Source organism: Streptomyces sp. 8K308, from assembly GCF_004348315.1.
Lineage (GTDB): Bacteria > Actinomycetota > Actinomycetes > Streptomycetales > Streptomycetaceae > Streptomyces.
In genome coordinates this window covers 18,147-38,195 of sequence record NZ_SMKC01000030.1, presented here as the reverse complement: position 1 = coordinate 38,195, position 20,049 = coordinate 18,147, and the positions used below count along the sequence as shown (strand labels likewise).

16 protein-coding genes are annotated in these 20,049 nt (G+C 72.5%); 4 read left to right on the top strand and 12 right to left on the bottom strand.

Features of this window, described 5'->3' with window-relative positions; all coding sequences use genetic code 11:
- On the bottom strand, window positions 1-588 hold a 588-nt coding region (locus tag E1265_RS07315; protein ID WP_165953676.1), incomplete at its 3' end, for a TetR family transcriptional regulator C-terminal domain-containing protein.
- A 69-nt stretch (window positions 589-657) separates the two neighbouring features.
- Between E1265_RS07315 and E1265_RS07310 the strand changes: the two genes are divergently transcribed.
- Complete coding sequence (locus E1265_RS07310) at window positions 658-2,214, top strand: MFS transporter (RefSeq protein WP_132929407.1); 1,557 nt, start codon at window positions 658-660, stop codon at window positions 2,212-2,214.
- A gap of 25 nt (window positions 2,215-2,239) precedes the next feature.
- Here the strand turns inward: E1265_RS07310 and E1265_RS07305 are convergent, their stop codons facing one another.
- Entirely contained in the window at window positions 2,240-3,100 is an 861-nt protein-coding gene (locus E1265_RS07305; RefSeq protein ID WP_132929406.1) for an SDR family oxidoreductase, read from the bottom strand.
- Between the two features lie 94 nt (window positions 3,101-3,194).
- Here E1265_RS07305 and E1265_RS07300 point away from each other — a divergent pair, with 94 nt between their 5' ends.
- Window positions 3,195-3,827, top strand: coding sequence for a TetR/AcrR family transcriptional regulator (locus E1265_RS07300; protein ID WP_132929405.1), 633 nt, complete (start codon window positions 3,195-3,197; stop codon window positions 3,825-3,827).
- A 43-nt stretch (window positions 3,828-3,870) separates the two neighbouring features.
- On the opposite strand, the gene E1265_RS07295 is transcribed toward E1265_RS07300, so the two are convergent.
- The 3 genes from E1265_RS07295 to E1265_RS07285 form a co-directional block, all read right to left on the bottom strand.
- Window positions 3,871-4,950, bottom strand: a complete 1,080-nt coding sequence (locus E1265_RS07295; protein ID WP_132929404.1) for a cellulose binding domain-containing protein — start codon at window positions 4,948-4,950, stop codon at window positions 3,871-3,873.
- 114 nt (window positions 4,951-5,064) lie between these two features.
- The gene (locus E1265_RS07290; RefSeq protein WP_132929403.1) at window positions 5,065-5,868 is read right to left on the bottom strand and encodes a phosphotransferase; all 804 of its coding nucleotides are present in this window, start codon (window positions 5,866-5,868) and stop codon (window positions 5,065-5,067) included.
- A gap of 5 nt (window positions 5,869-5,873) precedes the next feature.
- The gene (locus E1265_RS07285; protein ID WP_132929402.1) at window positions 5,874-6,566 is read right to left on the bottom strand and encodes a TetR/AcrR family transcriptional regulator C-terminal domain-containing protein; all 693 of its coding nucleotides are present in this window, start codon (window positions 6,564-6,566) and stop codon (window positions 5,874-5,876) included.
- A 41-nt stretch (window positions 6,567-6,607) separates the two neighbouring features.
- Between E1265_RS07285 and E1265_RS07280 the strand changes: the two genes are divergently transcribed.
- Entirely contained in the window at window positions 6,608-7,858 is a 1,251-nt protein-coding gene (locus E1265_RS07280) for a hypothetical protein (protein WP_207930988.1), read from the top strand.
- On the opposite strand, the gene E1265_RS07275 is transcribed toward E1265_RS07280, so the two are convergent.
- The 6 genes from E1265_RS07275 to E1265_RS07250 all read right to left on the bottom strand — a co-directional run bounded on the left by E1265_RS07275 (window position 7,855) and on the right by E1265_RS07250 (window position 18,996).
- Window positions 7,855-8,922, bottom strand: a complete 1,068-nt coding sequence (locus tag E1265_RS07275; protein WP_132929401.1) for a Gfo/Idh/MocA family oxidoreductase — start codon at window positions 8,920-8,922, stop codon at window positions 7,855-7,857. The two genes, E1265_RS07280 and E1265_RS07275, sit on opposite strands and share 4 nt — an antisense overlap.
- A gap of 8 nt (window positions 8,923-8,930) precedes the next feature.
- A complete protein-coding gene (locus E1265_RS07270) occupies window positions 8,931-10,568 on the bottom strand; it encodes a GMC family oxidoreductase (RefSeq protein WP_132929400.1) in 1,638 nt (545 codons plus the stop codon).
- Window positions 10,565-11,698, bottom strand: a complete 1,134-nt coding sequence (locus E1265_RS07265; RefSeq protein WP_347877164.1) for a nucleotide disphospho-sugar-binding domain-containing protein — start codon at window positions 11,696-11,698, stop codon at window positions 10,565-10,567. Before E1265_RS07265 ends, E1265_RS07270 begins: the two co-directional genes overlap by 4 nt.
- A 362-nt stretch (window positions 11,699-12,060) precedes the next feature.
- Window positions 12,061-14,892, bottom strand: coding sequence for a helix-turn-helix transcriptional regulator (locus E1265_RS07260; RefSeq protein WP_132929398.1), 2,832 nt, complete (start codon window positions 14,890-14,892; stop codon window positions 12,061-12,063).
- Window positions 14,893-15,246: 354 nt separating this feature from the next.
- Window positions 15,247-16,737 (bottom strand): MFS transporter, encoded by a 1,491-nt coding sequence (locus E1265_RS07255; protein WP_132929397.1) that lies wholly within the window; start codon window positions 16,735-16,737, stop codon window positions 15,247-15,249.
- 45 nt (window positions 16,738-16,782) lie between these two features.
- On the bottom strand, window positions 16,783-18,996 hold the full coding sequence (locus E1265_RS07250) for an MMPL family transporter (protein WP_132929396.1): 2,214 nt from the start codon (window positions 18,994-18,996) through the stop codon (window positions 16,783-16,785).
- Window positions 18,997-19,182: 186 nt separating this feature from the next.
- Here E1265_RS07250 and E1265_RS07245 point away from each other — a divergent pair, with 186 nt between their 5' ends.
- The gene (locus E1265_RS07245; protein WP_132929395.1) at window positions 19,183-19,773 is read left to right on the top strand and encodes a TetR/AcrR family transcriptional regulator; all 591 of its coding nucleotides are present in this window, start codon (window positions 19,183-19,185) and stop codon (window positions 19,771-19,773) included.
- Between the two features lie 81 nt (window positions 19,774-19,854).
- Here the strand turns inward: E1265_RS07245 and E1265_RS07240 are convergent, their stop codons facing one another.
- On the bottom strand, window positions 19,855-20,049 hold the full coding sequence (locus E1265_RS07240) for a ferredoxin (RefSeq protein ID WP_132929394.1): 195 nt from the start codon (window positions 20,047-20,049) through the stop codon (window positions 19,855-19,857).

The window sequence follows — 20,049 nt, the reverse complement described above, 5'->3', positions numbered from 1 at the left end:
GTGGGGGAGGGCGTCAAGCCAGCCGCGCATCACGGCGCGGATCTCCTCGGGGGGCGTGGCGTCCGGCCACATCGCGGCCTTGAAGGACAGTCCCTCGGTGAGCGCGCGGAACTCGGCCACCAGGGTCTCCCGATCGTGGCCGGGGGCGATGACGCCGTCCCCGGCCAGCCGGTCGACGGCGCGCCGGCACAGGGCCACCACCTCCTCGTCGAACGAGGCGACGATCTCGCGGAACGCCGGCACGACCTGGGCCCGCGCCATGAAGGAGTAGAAGACGCGGTTGGTCTCGCGGGTCTCCTCGTCCACCGGGAGCAGCGCCCACAGGTACCGCTCGACGACCTCCCGCGCCGTGCCGCTCTCGTCGATCGCGGCGAGCCGCGCGTTGTCGCGTTCGTCGACCAACTTCAGGGCGTAGAGCTGTAGTTGTTCCTGGCTGGAGAAGTAGTGGCTGATCGCGCCGAGCGAGAGTCCGGCCTCGGCGGCGACGGCGCGGACCGTCGCGCGTTCCAGGCCGTCGCGGAGGACGACGCGCCACAGGGCTCTGGCCACATGACTGCGGCGTTCGGCGGGATCGGCGTGGCGGGGCACGAACGGCATCGTAGTTCGCCGGTGCGATGCGCCGTCGTTACAGATCAGTTGTTCTGTTACCGTAGGTATATGGTCATACCCCAGACGGACGCTCGGGCGCCGCAGCGCGAGGCACGGACCCTGCTGGCCGCGGCCCTGACCAACGGCCCGGCCGAACTGGTCGACTTCCTCCTGCCGTTGTGGGCGGGCATCGCCCTCGGCGCGGGGCCGACCGAGATCGGCGTGCTGGTCGCGCTTGAGGTGGCCGTCTCCGTCGTGGTCCGGCCGCTCGCCGGCGTCCTGACCGACACCAGGGACCGCCGCCGGGTGGCGGCCTTCGGCGCCGCCGCGTACGGAGTGGCCTGCGCGGGCTACGCGTTCGCCGGCTCCCTCGGCCCCGCCTACGGAGCCGCGGTGCTCAGCGGCGTCGGCGGCGCCCTGCTGTGGGTCGCGGTCCGGGCGATCGTCGGCGAACGCCTCGCCGCCGACTCCGGCGTGTACCCGCGGCTGATGGCGGCCCGCGAGAACGGCTCGTGGATCGCCTTCGTCGCCGGCATGTCCCTGATGGGCGTGATCGACTTCACCGGCGTGTTCCTGGGTTGCGCCGTGGCCTGCCTCCTCGCCGCCGGGGCGCTGCTGGCCAGCCCCGACAGGGACGTCCGGCCACCAGCGCCCGGCGGTGGAGGCGACGCGGCGGGGCTCGGCGGTCTCGGCCGCAGGCTCCGCCCCATGCTGCTGGCCGTCGCCTTCACCATGACCGCGGAGGCGGCCGTGGGGATGCTCCTGCTGCTCCATCTCCAGAACGGCTTCGACCTCGACGTGGTGGAGGTCGCCCTGGTGTTCCTGCCCGGCGCGATCGTGAGCGGCCTGCTGCCAGGCCGCCTGCACGCGTTCGTGGTGCGCTTCGGCCGCGCGCGGGTGGTGGCGGTCGCCTCGGTGGCGAGCGCCGGCTTCGCGCTGAGCCTGTCCTGGGCGCCTGGACCCCACGCCATCGCCGCCCTGTGGATCCTCAGCGGAGTGGCCTGGGCGGCCGTGCTGCCGGTGCAGGAGGCCGTCATCGCCGAGGTGGCCGGCGAACACACCGGCCGCGGGATGGGTCTCTACGAGGCGGCCGCGCTCGTCGGCAGCGCGATCGGCGCGCTGGCGGCGGGGGTGCTGTACGACACCAGGTCCTGGACGGTGGCGTGCGTCGTCGCGTCCGGCGTGATCCTCGCGGGCGCGCTGATCACGCCGGGGGCCCTGCGAGCGCTCCGCGTCACGAACTTCCCCCCACCGCCTCCGCCCGCGCCGTCCGAGCCGGTGCCCGCCGTCGTGGCGCCGCCCCAGCCGCCGGCCGAGGTCGCGGTGCCGGCCGAGGCACCGGCGGGCGAGGGCACGCCGCCGCGCCGGCACCTCACCGAACTCGGCGGTCACGCCCTGCTCTTCGCCCTGGCCCAGGGCGCCCTGGCCATCGCCGACCTGTGCTGGATCGCGGACCTGGCGGCCGGCGACGCCATCTGGACGCTGCTGAACGGCTCCGCCCCGCGCGAGCTGTCTGGAGCTGAGGGCCTCCTCTACGGCACGGGCCGCGTGTGGACCTTCGTCCTGCTCGGCGAGGCGGTGGTCCGGGGCATCCGGGTCGTCCGCGCCGCCAGGCGGGGCCGCTGACCCCGAAGGGCGGCGCGGGGCGCGGTCAGGACGTGCGCGGGTCGGGGACGGCCCGCTCGGCGGCGCGGCTCACCGACTCCCAGCCGGCCCAGGTCTCCATGCGCCGCCTGGAGATGTCGAAGGCGAGGTCGTAGACCATGCTGCCGAGCAGGAGCCGCAGCGGCGGGTCGTCGCTGGCGACCAGCTTCATCAACGCCTCGGCGGCCAGCCGGGGTTCGCTGTCGACCGACCCCTCGGCCCACTGCTTCTCCAACTCCGTGCGCAGCGGGTCGTAGCTCGGCTCAGGACTGGTCGCCGTGGTGTTGGCGTAGAGGTCCGTCCAGTAGCCGCCCGGCTGGACGATGGTGACCCTGACGCCGAACCCCGCGGCCTCGGCCGCCAGCGCCTCGCTCATACCCTCGAGCGCGAACTTGCTGGCGCTGTAGAGCCCGGTGCTCGGGAAGCCGCCGAGCGCGCCGATGCTGGAGATCTGCACGATGTGCCCGCCGCCCTGGGCCCGCAGTCGGGGCAGCACGGCCTGGCTCACCCAGAGCGCGCCGAAGAAGTTGACGTCCACCTGGGCGCGCGCCTCCGCCTCGGTGAACTCCTCCACCATCCCGGCGAAGAGCACGCCGGCGTTGTTCACGACGATGTCGAGCCGGCCGAAGTGCGCGACCGCTTGGTCGACGACGTCGAAGACCGCGTCGCGGTCCGTGACGTCGAGCCGCAGCGCGAGCAGGCGGCCCGGGTGGCGAGCGGCGAGTTCGTCGAGCGGCGAGACGTCGCGGGCCGTGCCGACGACCCGGTCGCCCGCGTCGAGCGCGGCCTCCGCGAAGGCGCGGCCGAGGCCGCGGCTGGCCCCGGTGATGAACCAGACCCGGGAGGAGGCGGGGTTCGGGGTTTCCATGGTGATCCCTTCCAGCGAGACGGTCCGTTCCGTCTCGCTGGATGAGAATCATAGGTGGCCGGGTGTCACCTGCCAAGACGGACCGTCTCGTCTCATGTGTTGGTACGCTGACCCCGTGCCCACGAAGAGCGCCCCCAACCCCAGCCGCCGCAGCGAGACCGCCCGGCGCGCCATCCTCACCGCCGCCCTCGACCTCGTCGGAGAGGTGGGATACGCGAAGCTCAGCATCGAGGGCATCGCGGCCGCCGCCGGCGTCGGCAAGCAGACGATCTACCGCTGGTGGCCCTCGAAGGGCGCGCTGCTCTTCGACGCCTTCCTGGCGCTCGCCGGCGAGGGGGCTGACGGCCAGGCCGCCGCCCTGCCCGACACCGGCGACCTCGCGGCCGACCTGAAGCTGGTGCTGCGGGCCACCGTCGACGAGCTCAACGACCCGCGCTACGACCAGCCCATGCGTGCCCTGCACACCGAGATCGTCCACGATCCGGCCCTGGCGGCCGACTACGCGGAGCGACTTGACGGGCCGATGCGGGAGATGAAGAAGGAACGCCTGCGGTCGGCGTGCGCCGCGGGGCAGTTGGCGGCTGACATCGACCTTGACGTGGCCGTCGACCTGCTGTTCGGCCCCGTCCTGAACCGGTGGCTACAGCGCACCGGCCCCCTCACCGCCGACTACGTCGACCAGGTGGTCGACACGGCGCTCCGCGGCCTCACGCCGCGCGAGCCGTGAACGGGCGGCCCCGCCGCCTCCGGTGGGGCCGCAGTGCGCGGTCTCAGGCCGTCGCGCAGGCCGTGCCGTTGAGCGCGAAGGCGGTCGGTCCCGCGGCGTTGCCGGTGTGGGTGGCCTGGAAGCCGATGGAGACGCTGGCCCCGGGCGCGATCGTGGCGTTGTAGGCGGCGTTGGTCGCGGTGACCGTGCCGCTGCTCGGGGCGTAGCTGGCGTTCCAGCCGGAGGTGATGCGCTGACCGCCGGCCAACGTGAAGTCGAGGGACCAGCCGTTGACGGTGGTGGTTCCGGTGTTGGTGACGTTGATGGACGCCGTCAGGCCGGTGTTCCAGCTGTTGGTGCTGACGGCGACGCGGCAGGCGCCGGTGCCCGGGTCAGGGCCGGGCCCAGGATCGCCGCCGCCTTCGCCGAGCGCCGCGGCCAGCGCCGGGTACCAGCGGCTCTCCAACTTCTGGATGCCGGTGGTCTCGTTGGGGTGCACACCGTCGGTGGTGTCCGTGGCCGTGTCGAAGCCCGTCCACTGGTCGACCACGGTGATCGGCGAGCGCTCGGTGCTGTGTGTGCTGGCCCACCCCGGGATGGCGTTGTTGAGGTTGACCGCGCCCTGGGCGCAGTCGGCGCAGCCGCCCGGGTTCATCGGCGGTATCTGCGCGACGATCAGCCTCATGTCCGGGTTCTGGGCGCGCATCTGGCCCAGGAGTGTGGTGTAGGCGTCGAGGATGGTGGTCGGCGGCAGGTGGCTCCACACGTCGTTGGTGCCGAGCATCATCATCACGATGTCCGGCTGGGTGGCGGAGAGCCAGCCGGGAAGCTGGCCGTTGTTCGCGATGCCGGTGGCCAGGAAGCCGCCGTGCCCCTCGTTGTCGACGTCGAAGGAGCCCTGACAGTAGGGGTTCTGGAGGGTGCCGACGAAGTCGACGTCGGTGTGTCCCGTGGCCTGCAGGTGCTGCCACAGCAGCGCGCGCCAGCAGCCGTTGTTGCCGGTGATGGAGTCGCCGAGCAGCATGACACGGGTCGGGGTGGCGGCCGCGGCGGGCTGCGCGGCGAGGCTCGCGCCGGCCGCGAGCAGCAGGGTGAGCAACAGCGTCAGGAGCCGGCCGCGCCGGCGTCGTGGTGAGGCGAACATGAACGCTCCTCGGATCGGAGGTGGGGGCAGGCGGTGGCCCGCCCTCTTGGGAGCGCTCCCAACTCGGACTATCGAGCCGCACGCGACGGCCGTCAATCCCCGTGACCGGCTCCGTCACTCGGTGAGCGCGGCCGTGAACCTCCGCCGGTTGGCCTCCAGCCAGGACCGCAGCCGGTCCCAGCCCGCCCAGCCGCCGCTCCTGGCCAGCGCCGCCAGGTAGGTGGCGTCGCCCCGGTCGACCCGGGCGGCGACGAAGGCGCGCCCGGCGGCCGTCGCCTCCTCGATCACCAGCGGCAGTTCGGCCCGCTCGGCTCCCGAGAGGCCGTAGCTGTCGGCCAGCAGCCGCAACCGGGCCGCGGGGTCGAGCGGTTGGGGATGGGTGCGGCGCGCGGTCTCGGGGTCCCGCATGGGGACCCAGTAGCGGGCGGCCATCGCCACGTCCCAGATCGGGCGGCCAGGGGCGGCCAGGTCGAAGTCGATGAGGGCGACGGCCCGGCCGTCACGGAAGACGACGTTCTCCGGGCAGACGTCGTTGTGGCACAGCAGCGGGCCGCCGGCCGGGTCGGAGAGCTCGCGCGACCAGGCGGCGGCCGGGGCGAGGGGGATCGCCGCGCTGGCTTCGTGCAGGCGCCGCAGCAGCCGACCCACGGACGCCAGGGCCTCGTCCGTCAGCACCCAGGCGGGGAAGGGCGGCAACGCCACGTCGCCCGGGACGAAGCCCAACTCCTCCCGGCCGTCGGCGGTGATCCGCAGGGGCCTGGGAGCCCCGTCGAAGCCCTGCCGGCGCAGCGCGCGCAGGTGGTCGTGGATTGCCTTCGCGTTGGCCGGCGCCGGCCGGCGGACCACGTCGCCGCGGAGCGTCACGGCCCCCGCGTTCGCCATGCCGCCCGCCAACGCCCGTTCTTCCCCGGCTGTCATGGCGCTCACGCTACCGGCGGCAACCGGGCCTCGATGCCGTCCAGGACGAGTTCGAGGCCGAGTTCGAAGGAGCCGTCGAAGTCGGCGTACTCGACCTGGGCGTGGGCCGCCAGCGTCGGGTACCGGTCGGCGCGGCGGCTCAGGTGGTCCTGGACGCGGCGGCGGAGCTCGGCCTCCTGCTCCGGGTCGCGGACGGTGGTGCGCCAGACGTTCTCGGCGGCCGAGTGGCCGTGGGCGTAGGAGGTCAGCGCGTTGACGGCGGCGATCAGGCTCGGCCCGGTGAGGCCGGCGTCGGCGAGGGCGGCGTAGAAGCACTCGGAGTGGGCCAGGGCGATCGGGCCGAGCAGCGGCCGGGTGGCGCGCAGCGCCGGGACCCACGGGTGGCGGCGCATCATCCGCCGGCTCTCGACGAGTTGGGCGGTGAGCACGGCCCGCCACGGCGTACCTGGCGCCGGCAGCGGGATCTCGTCGAAGACCGCGTCCAGGGCCAGGTCGAGCACGTCCTCGCGGCTCGAGACGTGGCCGTAGAGGGACATCGTGCCGGCGTCGAGGCGGGCGGCGAGCCGCCGCATCGAGAAGCCGGTCATCCCCTCCGCGTCCAGCAGTCCGACGGCCGCCGTCACGATCCGCTCCCGCGACAGCCGCGGCCGGCGAACCACCGCGGCGTCCTCGCGGAACCACAGGCTGTCGTCGCTCATCCGTACAGGGTACGGAAGTTCGTACGCCTAGCGTCGGTCGTATGGACGATCGAATGTCGCAGGACGCCTGGGTGCGCGGGTACGCGCTGTTGGCGCTGCGGGTCGCGCGGCGCGTGGGCGGGATGTTGATCTACCGGGGCCCGGCGGCCTGGGAGCGTCGGGTGGCGGCGGAGGAGCCGCCGCCGTCCCGGCGGTTGGTGGACGACGCGGAGTGGCTCTTGGACCGGCTGCCGTTCGCGCCGCCGCGGAGCCGTTACCTGGCGGCCCAGGTACGAGCGTTGCGGGCCGTGGCGCGGACGTCGGACGGCGGGTGTCCGCCGCTGGCCGAGTACGCGCGGGAGACGCTGGGGATCGCCGCCGACCCGGTGCCCGAGGCGGAGTTGGCGGCGGCGCACGCCATGCTCGACGCCGCGCTGCCGCGTGGCTCAGGCCGGTTGGCCGACCGGCTGCGGGCGTGGGAGGCCGCGCACGCCCTGCCCGATCACCGGCGGGGCGAACTGCCGGACCTCATCGGCCTGGCGGTGGCCGAGACGCGGGCCCGCACCCACGTCATCGTCCCGCTGCCCGCGGACGAGTGCGTCGGCGTGCGTCTGGTGCCGGAGGCGCACTTCCTGGCCGCCGGCTCCTACGACGGCGAGCTGCGCTCCACGATCCACGTCAACGAGAGCCTGCCGTTCAACCTCGCCGACCTGCTGTACGTCGTCGCCCACGAGGGGCACCCCGGGCACATCGCCGAGTCGATGCTGAAGGAGCTCCATCTCGTCGAGGGGCGGGGCTGGAAGGACCAGTGGGTGCGGTTCATGCTGTCGCCCGCCTTCGTGGTCAGCGAGGGCATCGGACTGCACGCCCAGGGGGTGGTCTTCCCCGGCGACGAGGCCCAACGCTGGCTCGCCGACCGGGTGTTCCCCGCCTTCGGGATCGCGCCCGACGGAGGCGACCTCGCGGCCGTCCACCACGCGAGGAACCTGCTCTGGGGCGCCTGGGCCAACGCCGCGCTGCTGGCCGCCGACGGCAGGCCGCGGGCCGAGGTCGCCGGCTACCTGGCCCGTTGGGCCCTGCTCGACGAGGCCGGCGTCGCGGCCGCCCTGACCTCTATCGGCGCTCCGGGAATGGGGCTCTACGTGCTCGGCTACCACCACGGGCACCGGCTGGTCGGGGAGTTCCTGGCACGCGGCGACCGGCACGCGGCCGTGCGGCGGCTGCTCACCGAGCAGCTGCTGCCGGCGGATCTCGACGGGCGTGACCTCTGCGGTTCACCGGGCGGACCAGCTGATCCGAACGGAACCGCCTAGTCGACGCGGGGATCAGGGTCGGGGGGAACGAGCCCGCGGGCGCCTCGACCGGCGTCGGCCTGGACACCGCGTGGGGGGAGGCCAGCTCGGCGGTAGATCGCGTCGATGACGCGCATGGAGGCCAGGAAGTGCTCGGGCCCGGTCCGCGGGGGTTCGCCGCCCGTGACGGCGGCCACGAAGGCCCGGAGCTGGCACGTGTAGGTGTCGGGGCGCCCGGCCACCCTCTCGCGGCTCCGCTCGCCGTCGACATCCAGGACGATCCGGTTGAACAGGTGCGGCCCGAGCGGATTGAGCACCGTCAACCGGCCACGGGAGCCCTCGACATGACAGCGGCTGGCCAGCGCCGGCCAGCCCCACATCGAGGTCACGAGCCGGCCGGTCGCGCCGTTCGCGAAGCGCAGCCGGGCGTCGACCCGGCGGTCGACGTCCGGGGTGCGGATCCGCGCCTCCGCCCCGGTCACCTCGACCGGCTCGGCACCAGCCCAGGCGCGCAGCAGCGCCACCGCGTAGACGCCCAGGTCCATCAGGGCGCCGCCGCCGAGCTCGTAGCTCCAGCGGATGTCACCGCGGGAGGGGATCGGGAAGCTGATCCGCGCCTCGACGTGCCGGACCTCGCCGATCGCGCCCTCGGCGACGAGCGTGCCGACCCGGTCCGCGAGCGGGTGGTAGACGGGGTGCATCGCCTCGCAGACCACCCGCCCGGCGCGGGCCGCCTCGTCCGCGAGCCACCGAGCCTCCGCCTCGTTGCCGGCGATCGGTTTCTCGCACAGCACGTGCTTGCCGGCGCGCAGCGCCCGGACGCCCCACTCCGCGTGCAGGGAGTTGGGCAGCGGCACGTAGACGGCGTCGAGGTCGGGGTCGGCGAGCAGCGCGTCGTAGTCCGCGTGGACGCGTGGGATGCCGAGGCGACGGGCGTGTGCGCGGGCCCGGTCACGGTCGCGGGCGGCGAGCGCGGCCACCGTGACCCCCGGCACCCGACGGGCGGGCACCACCAGCGCCCGCCGCACGATCCGAGCGGCGCCCAGGACGCCGATCCGCACTGTCCTCGCGTGGTCCTCCGCCATGCGTCCCCCTACAGCGTGCCGTGGATGACGTGGCCGACGCGCAGCGCGTTGGCCGCGATGGTGAGACTGGGGTTGATGCCGCCGCTCGACGGCAGCATCGAGGTGTCGACCACGTAGAGGTTGTCCACGCCCCAGGCGCGGTTGTCCGGGTCGAGCACGCTGGTGCGCGGGTCGTCGCCGAAGCGGCAGGTGCCGCACTGGTGGCCGAGGGCGCTGTTCATGTCGGCCCCCGACAGGCGGATCGGCGGGAGCCACGAGCCCGGCCGCCGGCCGAGCCGGGCGCGGAGCAACCGGGTGAACTCGCGGTGCCGTCTGCGGTCCGGCGCGCCCACCGTGTAGCGGAGTTCGAGCGTCGGGCCCCGGCCCTCGGTGCTGCCGGGCCCCGGCAGGACCCGGTTGTCGGCGTAGGGCAGGTCCTCCATGATGGCGGCCATCGTGACGAAGCGCTCCTGGACCGATGGCTTCCAGCGGCGGTCGGCGAGCGGGCGCAGCGGGCCGAGCAGCCGCCGGTTCCCCCGGGTGGAGTTCATCAGGAAGGCGTAGGGCGGGACGTGGCCCATCGACTGGAAGGTGCCGTACTTCTCGCCGTCCACCCGGTAGAGGTCGTTGACGCTCAGCTCCTTGACCTGACCGCGGACGGGCTCGCCGGGGCCGGCCCTGAACAGGTAGACGTCCACGAAGTGCCGCATCAGGTTGCGGCCGACCAGGTCGTTGCCGTTGGCCAGGCCGCGCGGCCACTCCCGGGACGCGGAGTTGAGCAGCAGCACCGGCGTCATGAGCGCGCTGGCCGCCACCACGACGACCCGGCCGCGGAACACGTGGGTGCGACCGTCCCGCCTGGCGACGACGCCGGTCACCCGGGTCCTGGTCGCCTCGACGCGGACCGCGGTGGTGCGGTCGAGCAGGCGCGCGCCGTACGCGCGGACGGCGGGCTCGACGCAGATGTTGCCGGCGTGGTTCTTGCAGCCGGAGGCGCACAGGAAGGTCTGGCACGCCTGGCAGTCGTCCAGGTACTCGCAGGCGACGTGCAGCCCGTAGGGGCTCATGCCGCGTTCGACGAGGTGTTCGGCGAGCGCGGCGTTGGCGGCGGTGACCGGGCCCGGTGGGAGCAGCGCGTCGGTGTCGTCGTCGGGGCGGAGCGGGTCCGCGGTGCCCCGGACGCGGTACAGGCGCTCGGCCTTCTGATACCAGGGCACCAGCTCGTCGTACTTGACGGGCCACGCCTCGGGCACGGTGGAGTCGCCGGTGTCCCCGAAGTTCTCCCGCGGGGTGAAGTCCTCGCGGAAGAACCGTTCGGTGACCATCCCGTAGAGGGCGGAGGAGCCGCCGACGCCGGAGCCGACGATGGGCCGGAACGGCTTCGGGCGCGCGCCGGGCGTGGTGTCCTCGAACCACTCGGTGTTGCGCCCGCCGCGGGCCAGGTGTTGGTCCCGCTCGGTGTCCGTCACCCGGGCGAGGTCGAATGCCTCCTCGGGGTAGCCTCCGGTGATCGTCGGGGCCCGGTCGAGGTTCGCGTGGCCCTTCTCGAGGAACAGCACGCGTCTGCCGAGCCGGGCCAGCTCGTGGCCGAGGGTCCCGCCGCCCATGCCGGTGCCGACGACGACGACGTCCCAGGTGACGCTCGCCAGGTCCTCGGCGGTGCTCATCGGGGCCGTCCCTCGTCGCCCGCGGACAGCGGTGCCGCGCCGGCGGCGGTCTCCAGGATCGCCTCGGCGGCGCGCGGCGCCCCGGGGTACCGCGCGTACGCGGCCTTGAGCCGCTGGGCGCGCTCCCGGTACCGGCTGTCCTCGAGCACGCTGGTGACGGCCGAGCGGAGCCGCTCGGGGCGCGGGTTCGACGTGTTCAGCGAGATGCCGGCGCCCGACCAGGCCACCCGCCGGTTGACCTCCATCTTGTCCTCGCTGCGGCCGGCGGTCACCAGGGGGACGCCGTAGGCGAGGGACATCTGCACACCGCCGTAGCCACCGTTGGTGACCATCACGTCGGTCAGCGGGAGCAGTTCGGTGTAGGGCACGAACCGTTCGAGGCGCAGGCCGGCCGGCCGTGGGCGGGGCAACGTGTCGTCGGGGAGGTCGCCGAGGGCGGTGGCCACCACCAGGGCGTCCGTGTCGGCGAGCGCCGAGATCGTCGGAAGCACCAACTGACGTGGGTCGGTCGCCGCCGTGCCCTGGGTGACCAGCACGACCGGCCGCCCGGCGCGGCGCGCCGCCCGCAGCTCGGGCCACCAGTCGGGTGGGCTCCAGTCGTCCACGCCGGCGGGCAGCATGGGACCGATGAACTCGACGGCCGGCGGCAGATCGCTGCGCGGGTACTCGAACTCCGGTATCGCCGCCACCAGGTAGCGGTCGGCGATCCGCACGGTCCAGTCCGTCAGGAAGTCGTCGAGCGCCGGGAAGTCGATGGCGGCCGCCGCCCGGCGCAGCGCCTGCTGCACGTCCCGGAACACGACGTTGGCGACCAGCCACGACAGGGTGCGGTTGCGCAGCCGGCCGAGAGGCGACGACGAGGGGGCCAGGCCCGTGCCGGACGGTGCGGTGTCGACGCTCGACACGGCGAGCGGACCGACGACGTACACCACGCTGCCGATTCCGCGCCGGCTCGCGACCATCGGGCCGGCGAGGAAACAGTGATCGGCGACGATCACGTCGGGGCGGAACTCGTCGATGACGTCCGACAGGTCACGCGCGTACTCCGGCACCGGTTCGACGAAAAGCTCCCGAATGATTCTCTTGAAGCCGCCGATTCCGTTCCGGTCGCCGGTCATGTCCTGCAACACGTCGCCGTCGGCTCCCACGGAGCTGGGAACGAATTTCGCGCCGACGCGGCTCACCAGCGGCTCGAACCTCCGCCCGGTGTACCAGGCGACCTGGTGGCCGGCATTGACGAGTTCGCGTGCGACCGGAAGTCCCGGCCGAACGTGACCGGTTATGGGAATGGTTGCGAACAGAATTCGGGTCATGGCCCCTCGTTCCTCACCAGACGGGGTCGGCTGCGGACCGTACGGAAGACACTAGGCACCGCCTCGGAGTGGCGACAAGCCCCTACGGCCGCTCTCGAATTCGATAGGGGCAATAGGGGTGTCAGGGGCGTGCGCCAATTCCGTGCGCGAGCCGAATTCGCATGCGTCGGGCGGACCGGTCAACGGCCGCGCGAACGCCGGGACCCACGCTGCGAGGCCGAGGAGGCCGTCGCCAGTTCGGCGGTGGAGTACTGGTCGAGATCGGCCGGCAGATCGGTACGCCGATTTACCTTGAGTTTCCGGTAGACCCGGGTCAGATGCTGTTCCACCGTGCTTACGGTGATGTACAGCTTGGCGCTGATCTCCCGGTTGGTCAGACCGAGGGCCGCCAGCACGGCGACCCGGCGCTCGGCCTCGCTCAGCGCACCGACCTTCCACAGCGCGGAGGACATGTGACGGCCTATCGGGTCGGCCAGGGGGAGCGCGTCGGGGTGCAGCGGCTCCGGGTGGGGCGGCTCGTCCCCGTACCACCTGTCGAGCTGTGCCGCCCGGGCGCTGACGGCGCGGGCCTCTGACGCCTCGCCACTGGCCTGGAGCGCCAGGCTGAGCTCGCGCAGCGCGCCGGACAGCTCAAACTGGTCGCCGCCCTCGGCCAGCAGCTTGACCGACTCGCGCAGCAGGTCCACGCGGTCCTCGGGCTCGGACGTCGCGGCGAGGACGCGCAGGAACATCCCCCGGGTACGGGGGCCGATCGGGGCCGAACCGGCGAACTGCTCCTCGACCAGGGCGCGGGCGGCTCGCGGGTTGCCCATGGCGAGGTGCGTCCTGGCGGCGCCGAGCCGCCACGGGACCAGGGTCTGGACGTCCAGGTTCCACTGGCGCATCAGCTCGCCGCACCGCGTGAAGTCCGCCATGGCGGAGTGCACCCGGTTGGTGGCCAGGTAGAACAGCCCTCGTTCGTAGAGGTAGAAGAGCCCGAACTGGGTCTGGAACATCGCCTCGGGCACGGGCAGGTGGAGCGCGGCCGACGCCTCGGCGTACCGGCCGGTCCTGGTCGCGACGGCCACCCGCACGGACAGCGGGATGCCGATCGCCACCCCCCAACCCTGGCCGGTGAACAGGTCCTGGGCCGTCTTCGCCTGGCGCCCGGCGCCGGCGAGGTCGCCGCGGCGCGACAGGATGAGCGCGTAGATCGCGCCGATCATCGCCCGCCACACCGGCGCGTGCTGGCTGATCGCGTCGGCGAGCAGCAGCTGGCACAGCGCCTCGGCGCGCTGGTCGCCGTCGACGTAGAGCAACGCCAACAGGGCGGACAGCTGGAGATCGATGGTCTCGTCGCGCAGCGGGGAGCTGCTGAGCACCTGTTCCGCCGCGGCGATGATGGCCTCCCGCGGGCCGCCGGCGCGAATGCGGTCCAGCATGTCCACCGCCCTCGCCCAGGTCGTGCCTGAGACCATCTGGGGCGAGGCCATGTGGCGCGCGATGCCCTGGCCGGCCGGTGGGCACAGGAACCTGAGCCACTCCACCGTCAGGCCGAGACTGCCGGGTGCCGCCGGATCGCTCGAGGCGGAGTCGGCGATGGCGGTCAACACCTCGCCCAGCTCGTCCAGGTGGCCGTACCACAGCAGGTACTTCGCCAGGTAGAGCACGTCGTCCTGGGACAGGTGGCCGTCCGCGCGCGCCGCCTCAAGCGCCGCCAGGTGCCGGGACGCCACGGACGGCCGGCGTGCCCACTCGACGCGCAGCAGCAGGCTGAGCACCTCGGCCCGTTCGTTCCCGTCGACGCAGCCGCGTGCCGCGAGGTCGAGCCATCCGGGCACGGCGTCGAACCGGTGGCTGAGCAGGTGGTCCTGCGCGGCCTGACGCAGCGCGTCGACCGCCCACCGGCCCCGCACGGTGGCGCCGAGCCGGTCGGCGGCCATGAGCTGCGCGGCGATGTCAGCGGCCCTCGCCTCGCGGCCGTGCAACAGCTCGGCGGCCTTCAGGTGCAGCGCCGCCTGTTCGGCGGGGCTCACGCTCTCGAGGACCGCGGTCCTGACCGCCGAGTGCCGCAACTGGCCACCGGTCGCCAGGCCTGCCGTCTCCAGCACGTCGACCGCCCGCCGGACGTCGCCGGGCTCGATGTCGAGCAACTCGCCGAGCAGCGAGTGGCTCGGCCGGTTCTCCCAGAGGATGCCGAGGCCGCAGGCGACGTCGTAGGGCGTCCGCCCCCACCGGCGCAGGCAGGCGATCAGGGCGCGGGTGAACTGCTGGCCCACCGCGAGCGTGCCGTCCGTCAGCGGGATCGCCTGATGGTGCCGGAGCGCGCGCTGGTCGTCGATCAACGCCCTGACCAGCAGGGGGTTGCCGCCGCTCAGGGCGTGACACTCGGCGGCGAGCGACTCCGCCAGCTTCGGCCCGAGCTCCTCGTCGAGCAGTCGGCCGATCCCCGCGCGGGACAGCGGGGCCAACTGGAGATGGACGGTCTGCAGTGGGCGCACGATCTCCGAGCGGAAGAGGTCGTAGCCGGCGTTGGGCAGCGTCCACTCGGTGAAGACCAGCAGCACCCTGGAGGTCCTGAGGCGGCGTTCGAGGTAGAGCAACGCGCGTAAGGAGGGCTTGTCGGCGAACTGGATGTCGTCGACGGTGATCACCACGGGCCGGTTCGTGGCCAACTGGATGAGTTCCTCGCAGAGTTCGTCGAGAACCCCGGCGCAGTCGCGGTCGATGGTTGGCGAGTCGGCCGCCGAGTTCAGCGACCCCGAGGAAAGGTCGATCATTCGGAAGGGATCGACGCCGTGGAACAGCTGCCGTAGGAGGCCGAATGGAAGTGTCTGTTCCGCATGCGAGCCGGTCGCGGAGAGCAGCACCGCCCCCTCGTCCACGGCGTGTTTGGCGAACGCGCGGGTCAGTTCGGTTTTGCCACAGGCCACGCCGCCGCTGACCACGACGAGTTGCCCCCAACCGTTGAGGCAGGCCGTGTATGCCTCGCGTAAAATGTGTAGATCCTGTTCACGATCGACTGGAATCATGTCCTCCCCCTTGGAGACGTGGTTCACCTGCTGAGTCGTGAGATGTCCGATGCGGTTTTCCGGGGATTTCCGCTCTGTCCGGTCCTGGTGGTCGCGACCTTGGAGGTCGTCGAAGTAGGGGGCGCGCGTTGGTCGAGTGCACGCCTGTTGGAGTCGCGCTTCGGTGCCGTACTCCAGTTTGAATGCCTTCCGGCGATACCGCAACCATTTCTGAATTAAGCGGTTTCCGAAACGATGCGAATTCTCACGTTTGTTTCCGTGTGAGCGAGCGGATTTCACGCGCGAGACATGGCGAGCCCCGCCGCCTCGTTCCGAGGCGGCGGGGCTCGCCAGCAGGGCTGAATCGGGGGGTATTCAGCCCGATGTGACAGGCTCGTCGGCCGTCGCCGACGGAGCCTGACGATGGGCGGCGAGTCGTGGCAGCAGGAAACTCGCCGCGAATGCCACGATCATCATGCCGACGGGAAGCAGTAGAGTCTGCTCGAATGCCTGGCTCGATTCGCCCGCCCACTCCGTCGGTGTGGGTTCGGCCGGCAGTAATCCGAAGAACAGCGCGCCGATGGCGGAAACCCCGATCGCGGCGCCGGTCTGCTGAAGCGCGTTCAACACGCCCGAGGCCGATCCGGCCTCGGTCACCGGCACGTCGGAAAGCGCGAAGTCCATCACGATGGAGATGGAGAAGCCCATGCCGGCCCCGCCGAGTACCAGCGGCAGCGCCAGCGCCACGGCGCCGGCGTCCGGGCCCTGTTGCCTGACCACCAGCAGCATGGCGACCAGGCCGAGCGTGGTGATCACGAGGCCCGCCTGCACGACGCGCCGGCCGAACCGCTGGGCCAGCACGTTGATGGCGAGACCGGCGAACACCGCGGCCGCCAGTCCCCACCAGATTCCGGCCACGCCGGCGCGCATGATGCTGTAGCCGAGGCCGTTCTGCAGGTAGACCGTGAAGGTCAGGAAGAAGCCGAAGACCGCGCCGAAGCCCAGGAGCAGGATCACCATCCCGCCGGTGAACGAGCGGTGCTGGAACAGCGACATCGGCAGCAGGGGAGAGGCGGCGCGGCGCCGTTGGTGGGCCACGAAGACCGCGAGGGCCGGCACCGAGAGCAGCATGCTGACGAACGTCCAGGCCGGCCACCCCTCCTCGTGCCCCACGGCCAGCGGGTAGAGCAGGAGCAGCAGCCCGATCGCCACCAGGACCATGCCGGTGACGTCGAGCCGGTTGGCGGTCGCCGACCGCGACTCCGGCAGCAGGAAGTGCGCCGCCACCAGCGTCGCCACTCCGACCGGCACGTTGACCAGGAAGATCAGTCGCCAGCCGAGCCCGGCGATGTCGCTCTCGGTCAGCAGCGCCCCCACGATGGGGCCGCCCACCGAGCTGACCGCGTACATGGCGCCCGCCGCGGTGATCGGCTTGGCGCGTTCGTGCGGCGCGTACATGACCTGGATGGTCGCGATCACCTGGGGCACCATCAGCGCGGCCGCCAGACCTTGGGCCACCCGGAAGGCGACCAGCTGCCCGCCGGTCTGCGCCACCGTGCACAACAGGGAGGTGACGACGAAGAGCCCCATGCCGATCATGAAGACCCGCTTGCGGCCGTAGAGGTCGCCGAGGCGCCCGCCGGTGATCAGGCCGATGGCGAACGGCAGCGAGTAGCCGGCGATCAGCCACTGGAGGGCGGCGCTGCTGGCGTCGAGGTCCTGCTGGATGGGCGGGAGCGCCACGTTGACGATGCCCGTGTCCAGCAGGTCCATCAGCATGCCGATGAGGAGCACGGTCAGCGCGGCGGTCCGTCTGCGGGGCGAACCCCCGGCGACCTCCGGGCTGAGTTCCTGAACCTGTGTCACTGTCCTCTCCTGCCGCTCTTCCGTGGTTCCGTGGTGCGTGGGCTGTCAGGCATGGCGGATCGGTTCGCCCTCCGCGACGGCGGGCCTCGTGGAAGGCGACTCCGGCGGCGGGTCGGTCCTGTCGTGCGGCCGGCGCGGTCGGCCCGGCCACCAGTTGGCGTGGCCGAGCAGTTGCATCGCGGCGGGCACGACGACCGAGCGGACCACGGTGGCGTCGATCACCACGGAGAGCGTCAGCCCGATGCCGAGGGTCATCAGGAACAGCGAGGTGGCCGTGAGCCCCATCGCGGCGAGCACGACGATCATCAGCAGCGCGGCGCGCGTGATGACCGAACCGGTGCCGCGCAGGCCCACGTTGATGGCGCGGTGGTTGTCGCCGGTGGCCTGGTACTCCTCGCTCACCCGGCTCACCAGGAACATCTCGTAGTCGGTGACCAGGCCGAAGGCGATGGTGACGATGAGGCCCAGGGTCCACACGTCGGTCGTGCCCACCTCGTGGAAGTCGAGCAGTCCCGCGAGCCCGCCCTCCTGGAAGCCCCAGACGATGATGCCGAGCGAGGCCGCGAGCGAGAGGAAGGCCACGATCACGGCCTTGAGCGGCACGAGCACCGACCGGAAGGCGAGGAAGAGCAGGACCAGGGACGAGAGGCCGACGAAGACGAGCGCCCACGGCAGCGAGTCGGTGGTCGCCTCGGTGTTGTCGAGGCTGATCGCCGGGCCGCCGAGACCGCCGACGAGGACCTCGGTGGCGCCGGCCGGCGGGTCGAGTGCCCTGATCTCGCGCACCAGGTCGAGGTTGGCCGCGTCGTCGGCCTCGCCGCGGTGGGAGACGGTCACCCAGGTCAGCTCGGAGTCGGCGCGGTGGACGGCGGTCCTGGTCGCTCCCTCGAGGCCTTCCAGGGTGCGCAGGTAGTCGTCGACGGCGGTCCGCTCGACGGGGCCGGACAGGGCGATGTCCACGCGGGTGCCGGCGGGGCCGTCGGGCGGGAACTCCTCGTTGAGCATCCCGGCCACCACCTGGCCCTCGTTGGTGACGGGCAGGTAGCGGTGGTTGGTCATGCCGGGCTGGAGCGACAGCAGCGGGGCGGCCGCGACCAGGAGCGCCAGCAGCCCGCCGGTCAACCACGGCAGGGGGCGCCGGGTGACGGCGCTCGCCAACCTGGCCCACGCCCGGTCCTCCCGGGTGACGGCGGCGGTCCCGCGGCGCGGCCACGGCAGGCTCAGCGCGTTGATCCGGCGGCCGAGCACCGCGAGCGCCGCCGGGAGCACCAGCAGCGCCGCCACGATGTCGAAGAGCACCACGGTGATGCCGCCGAAGCCGAAGGAGCGGGAGACCGGCTGCGGGAAGAACAGCAGTCCGCAGAGCCCGATGACGACGGTGAGGCCGGAGAACGCGACCGTGCGGCCCGCCGTGTTCATCGTGGCCACCAGGGCCGCGCGCACGTCGTCGTCCCGGCGGTCGAGCTCCTCGCGGAACCGGCTGACCATGAAGAGCCCGTAGTCGATGGCGAGTCCGAGGCCGAGCAGCGTGGAGATCTCCAGGGCGAAGATCGAGACGTCGGTGACGTAGGTGAGCCCGCGGAGCAGGACCATCGAGCCGAGGATTGCCATGATCCCGAGGGCGACCGGGATGGCCGCGGCCACGAGGCCGCGGAAGATGACCAGGAGGAGGAGCAGCAGGATCGGCAGTGAGATCAACTGGGCGGTGGCCAGGTTCTCCGTGGCGAGCCGCTGGAGCTGGTACTCGCTGGTGAACCCGCCGCCGAGGTAGGTCTCCAGGTTGTCGGCGCGCACCTGGTCCTGGATGTCGCCGTAGGACTCCAGGCGCTCGGCGGAGTCCTCGCCGCGCAGGGTGATCGTCGCGAAGGTGGAGTGGCGGTCCTCGGCGACGTACTCGGCGCGCTGTTCCGGGGTGAGCTCCGGGCTCCAGTAGCTGGTCGACGAGACGACCTCGGACTCCGGGAGCCTGGCGAGCGCGGCTGTCACCGCGCGCTCGAAGTCCGGGTCGTCGACGGTCAGTTCCCCGGTGGGGTCGGTGTACACCGCCACGGCGTCGACGTCCCCCGGCTGGTGGCCGAAGTGCTCCTCGAGCAACGCGTTGGCGCGGTTGGCCTCCGCGTCGGGGGCGGTGTAGCCGCCGCTGCCCATGGCGCTGAAGACGCCACTGCCCCAGACACCGGCGAGCACCACGAACAGGGCCGCCGCGATGAGTAAGCCGCGCCTCCGCCCGTAGGCACAGCGCCCCAGCCATGAGAACATAGAGATGCCACCTGATGAGTCGTCATACGTGAACGGAGCGAGGCCGAGGGCGAGTCGAGCCACACGGCATCGGCGGGTAAGCCGAAAGCCGGCCCTCGCCAAGGGGGTTGACAGCGTCAACCTAACAGCGGGGGTGTACAGCGTCAACCCGGCGCTCTCCCGAGGGGTGCGCGGTATAGTCGAAATGTGGCCCCTCGTACTCGCGAACTGCTGATATCCGCCGCGGCCGAGCTCCTCGACGCGGGCGGGCGTGAGTCGGTGACCCTGCGCGAGGTGGGGCATCGCGCGGGCGTGTCGCACAACGCTCCCTACAAGCACTTCGCCAACAAGGAGGCGCTGCTCGCAAGCGTCGCCGCCCGCGAACTCACCCGGCTCGGCGAGGCGTTGGCCGCCCTGTGGCAGCGTGACCTGCCCGCCGAGGCGGTGCTGCGCGCGGCCCTGCGCGAGTACGTGGGCTGGGCGCTGGCCTATCCGGCCCGCTTCCGGCTGGTGTTCGGGGCGTGGGGCCCCGACGTCGAGGCCCTGGCCATCGCCGCCGAGTCGAGCCGCGAGACGCTGCTCGGCATCGTCGAGTCGGCCCAGCGGGCGGGCGCGCTCCCGGCGGGGGACACCGAGCGCGTGACGGCCCTGCTCCAGGCCGTCGTCCACGGCGCGGTCGACCTCGCGCTGATCGGGCACCTCGCGGTCGGCGGCAAGGGCAACGCCGACCCCGAAGGGCTCGTCGACGACCTCCTCGGCTACCTGCGCGCCTCGGCGGCCATCGTCGCCTCCGCCTGAGCCGGGCGCCGATCCAGGACGCGCGAACGGGTGGCCCGTGCCACCCGGGCCACCCGACACTCGATCAGGACCGCGCGCCCCTCACTCGACGAGCGAGATCGCCGACACGGGGCACTGCGCCGCCGCCCGCCTGACCGTCTCCCGGTGCGCCGTCGACGGGCTCTCGGCCAGGAGGACGACGAGGCCGTCCTCCTCGCTCTGGTCGAACACCTCCTCCGAAGTCTGCGCGCACTGCCCGGAACCGACACACCTGTCCTGGTCGACGCTGACCCGCAT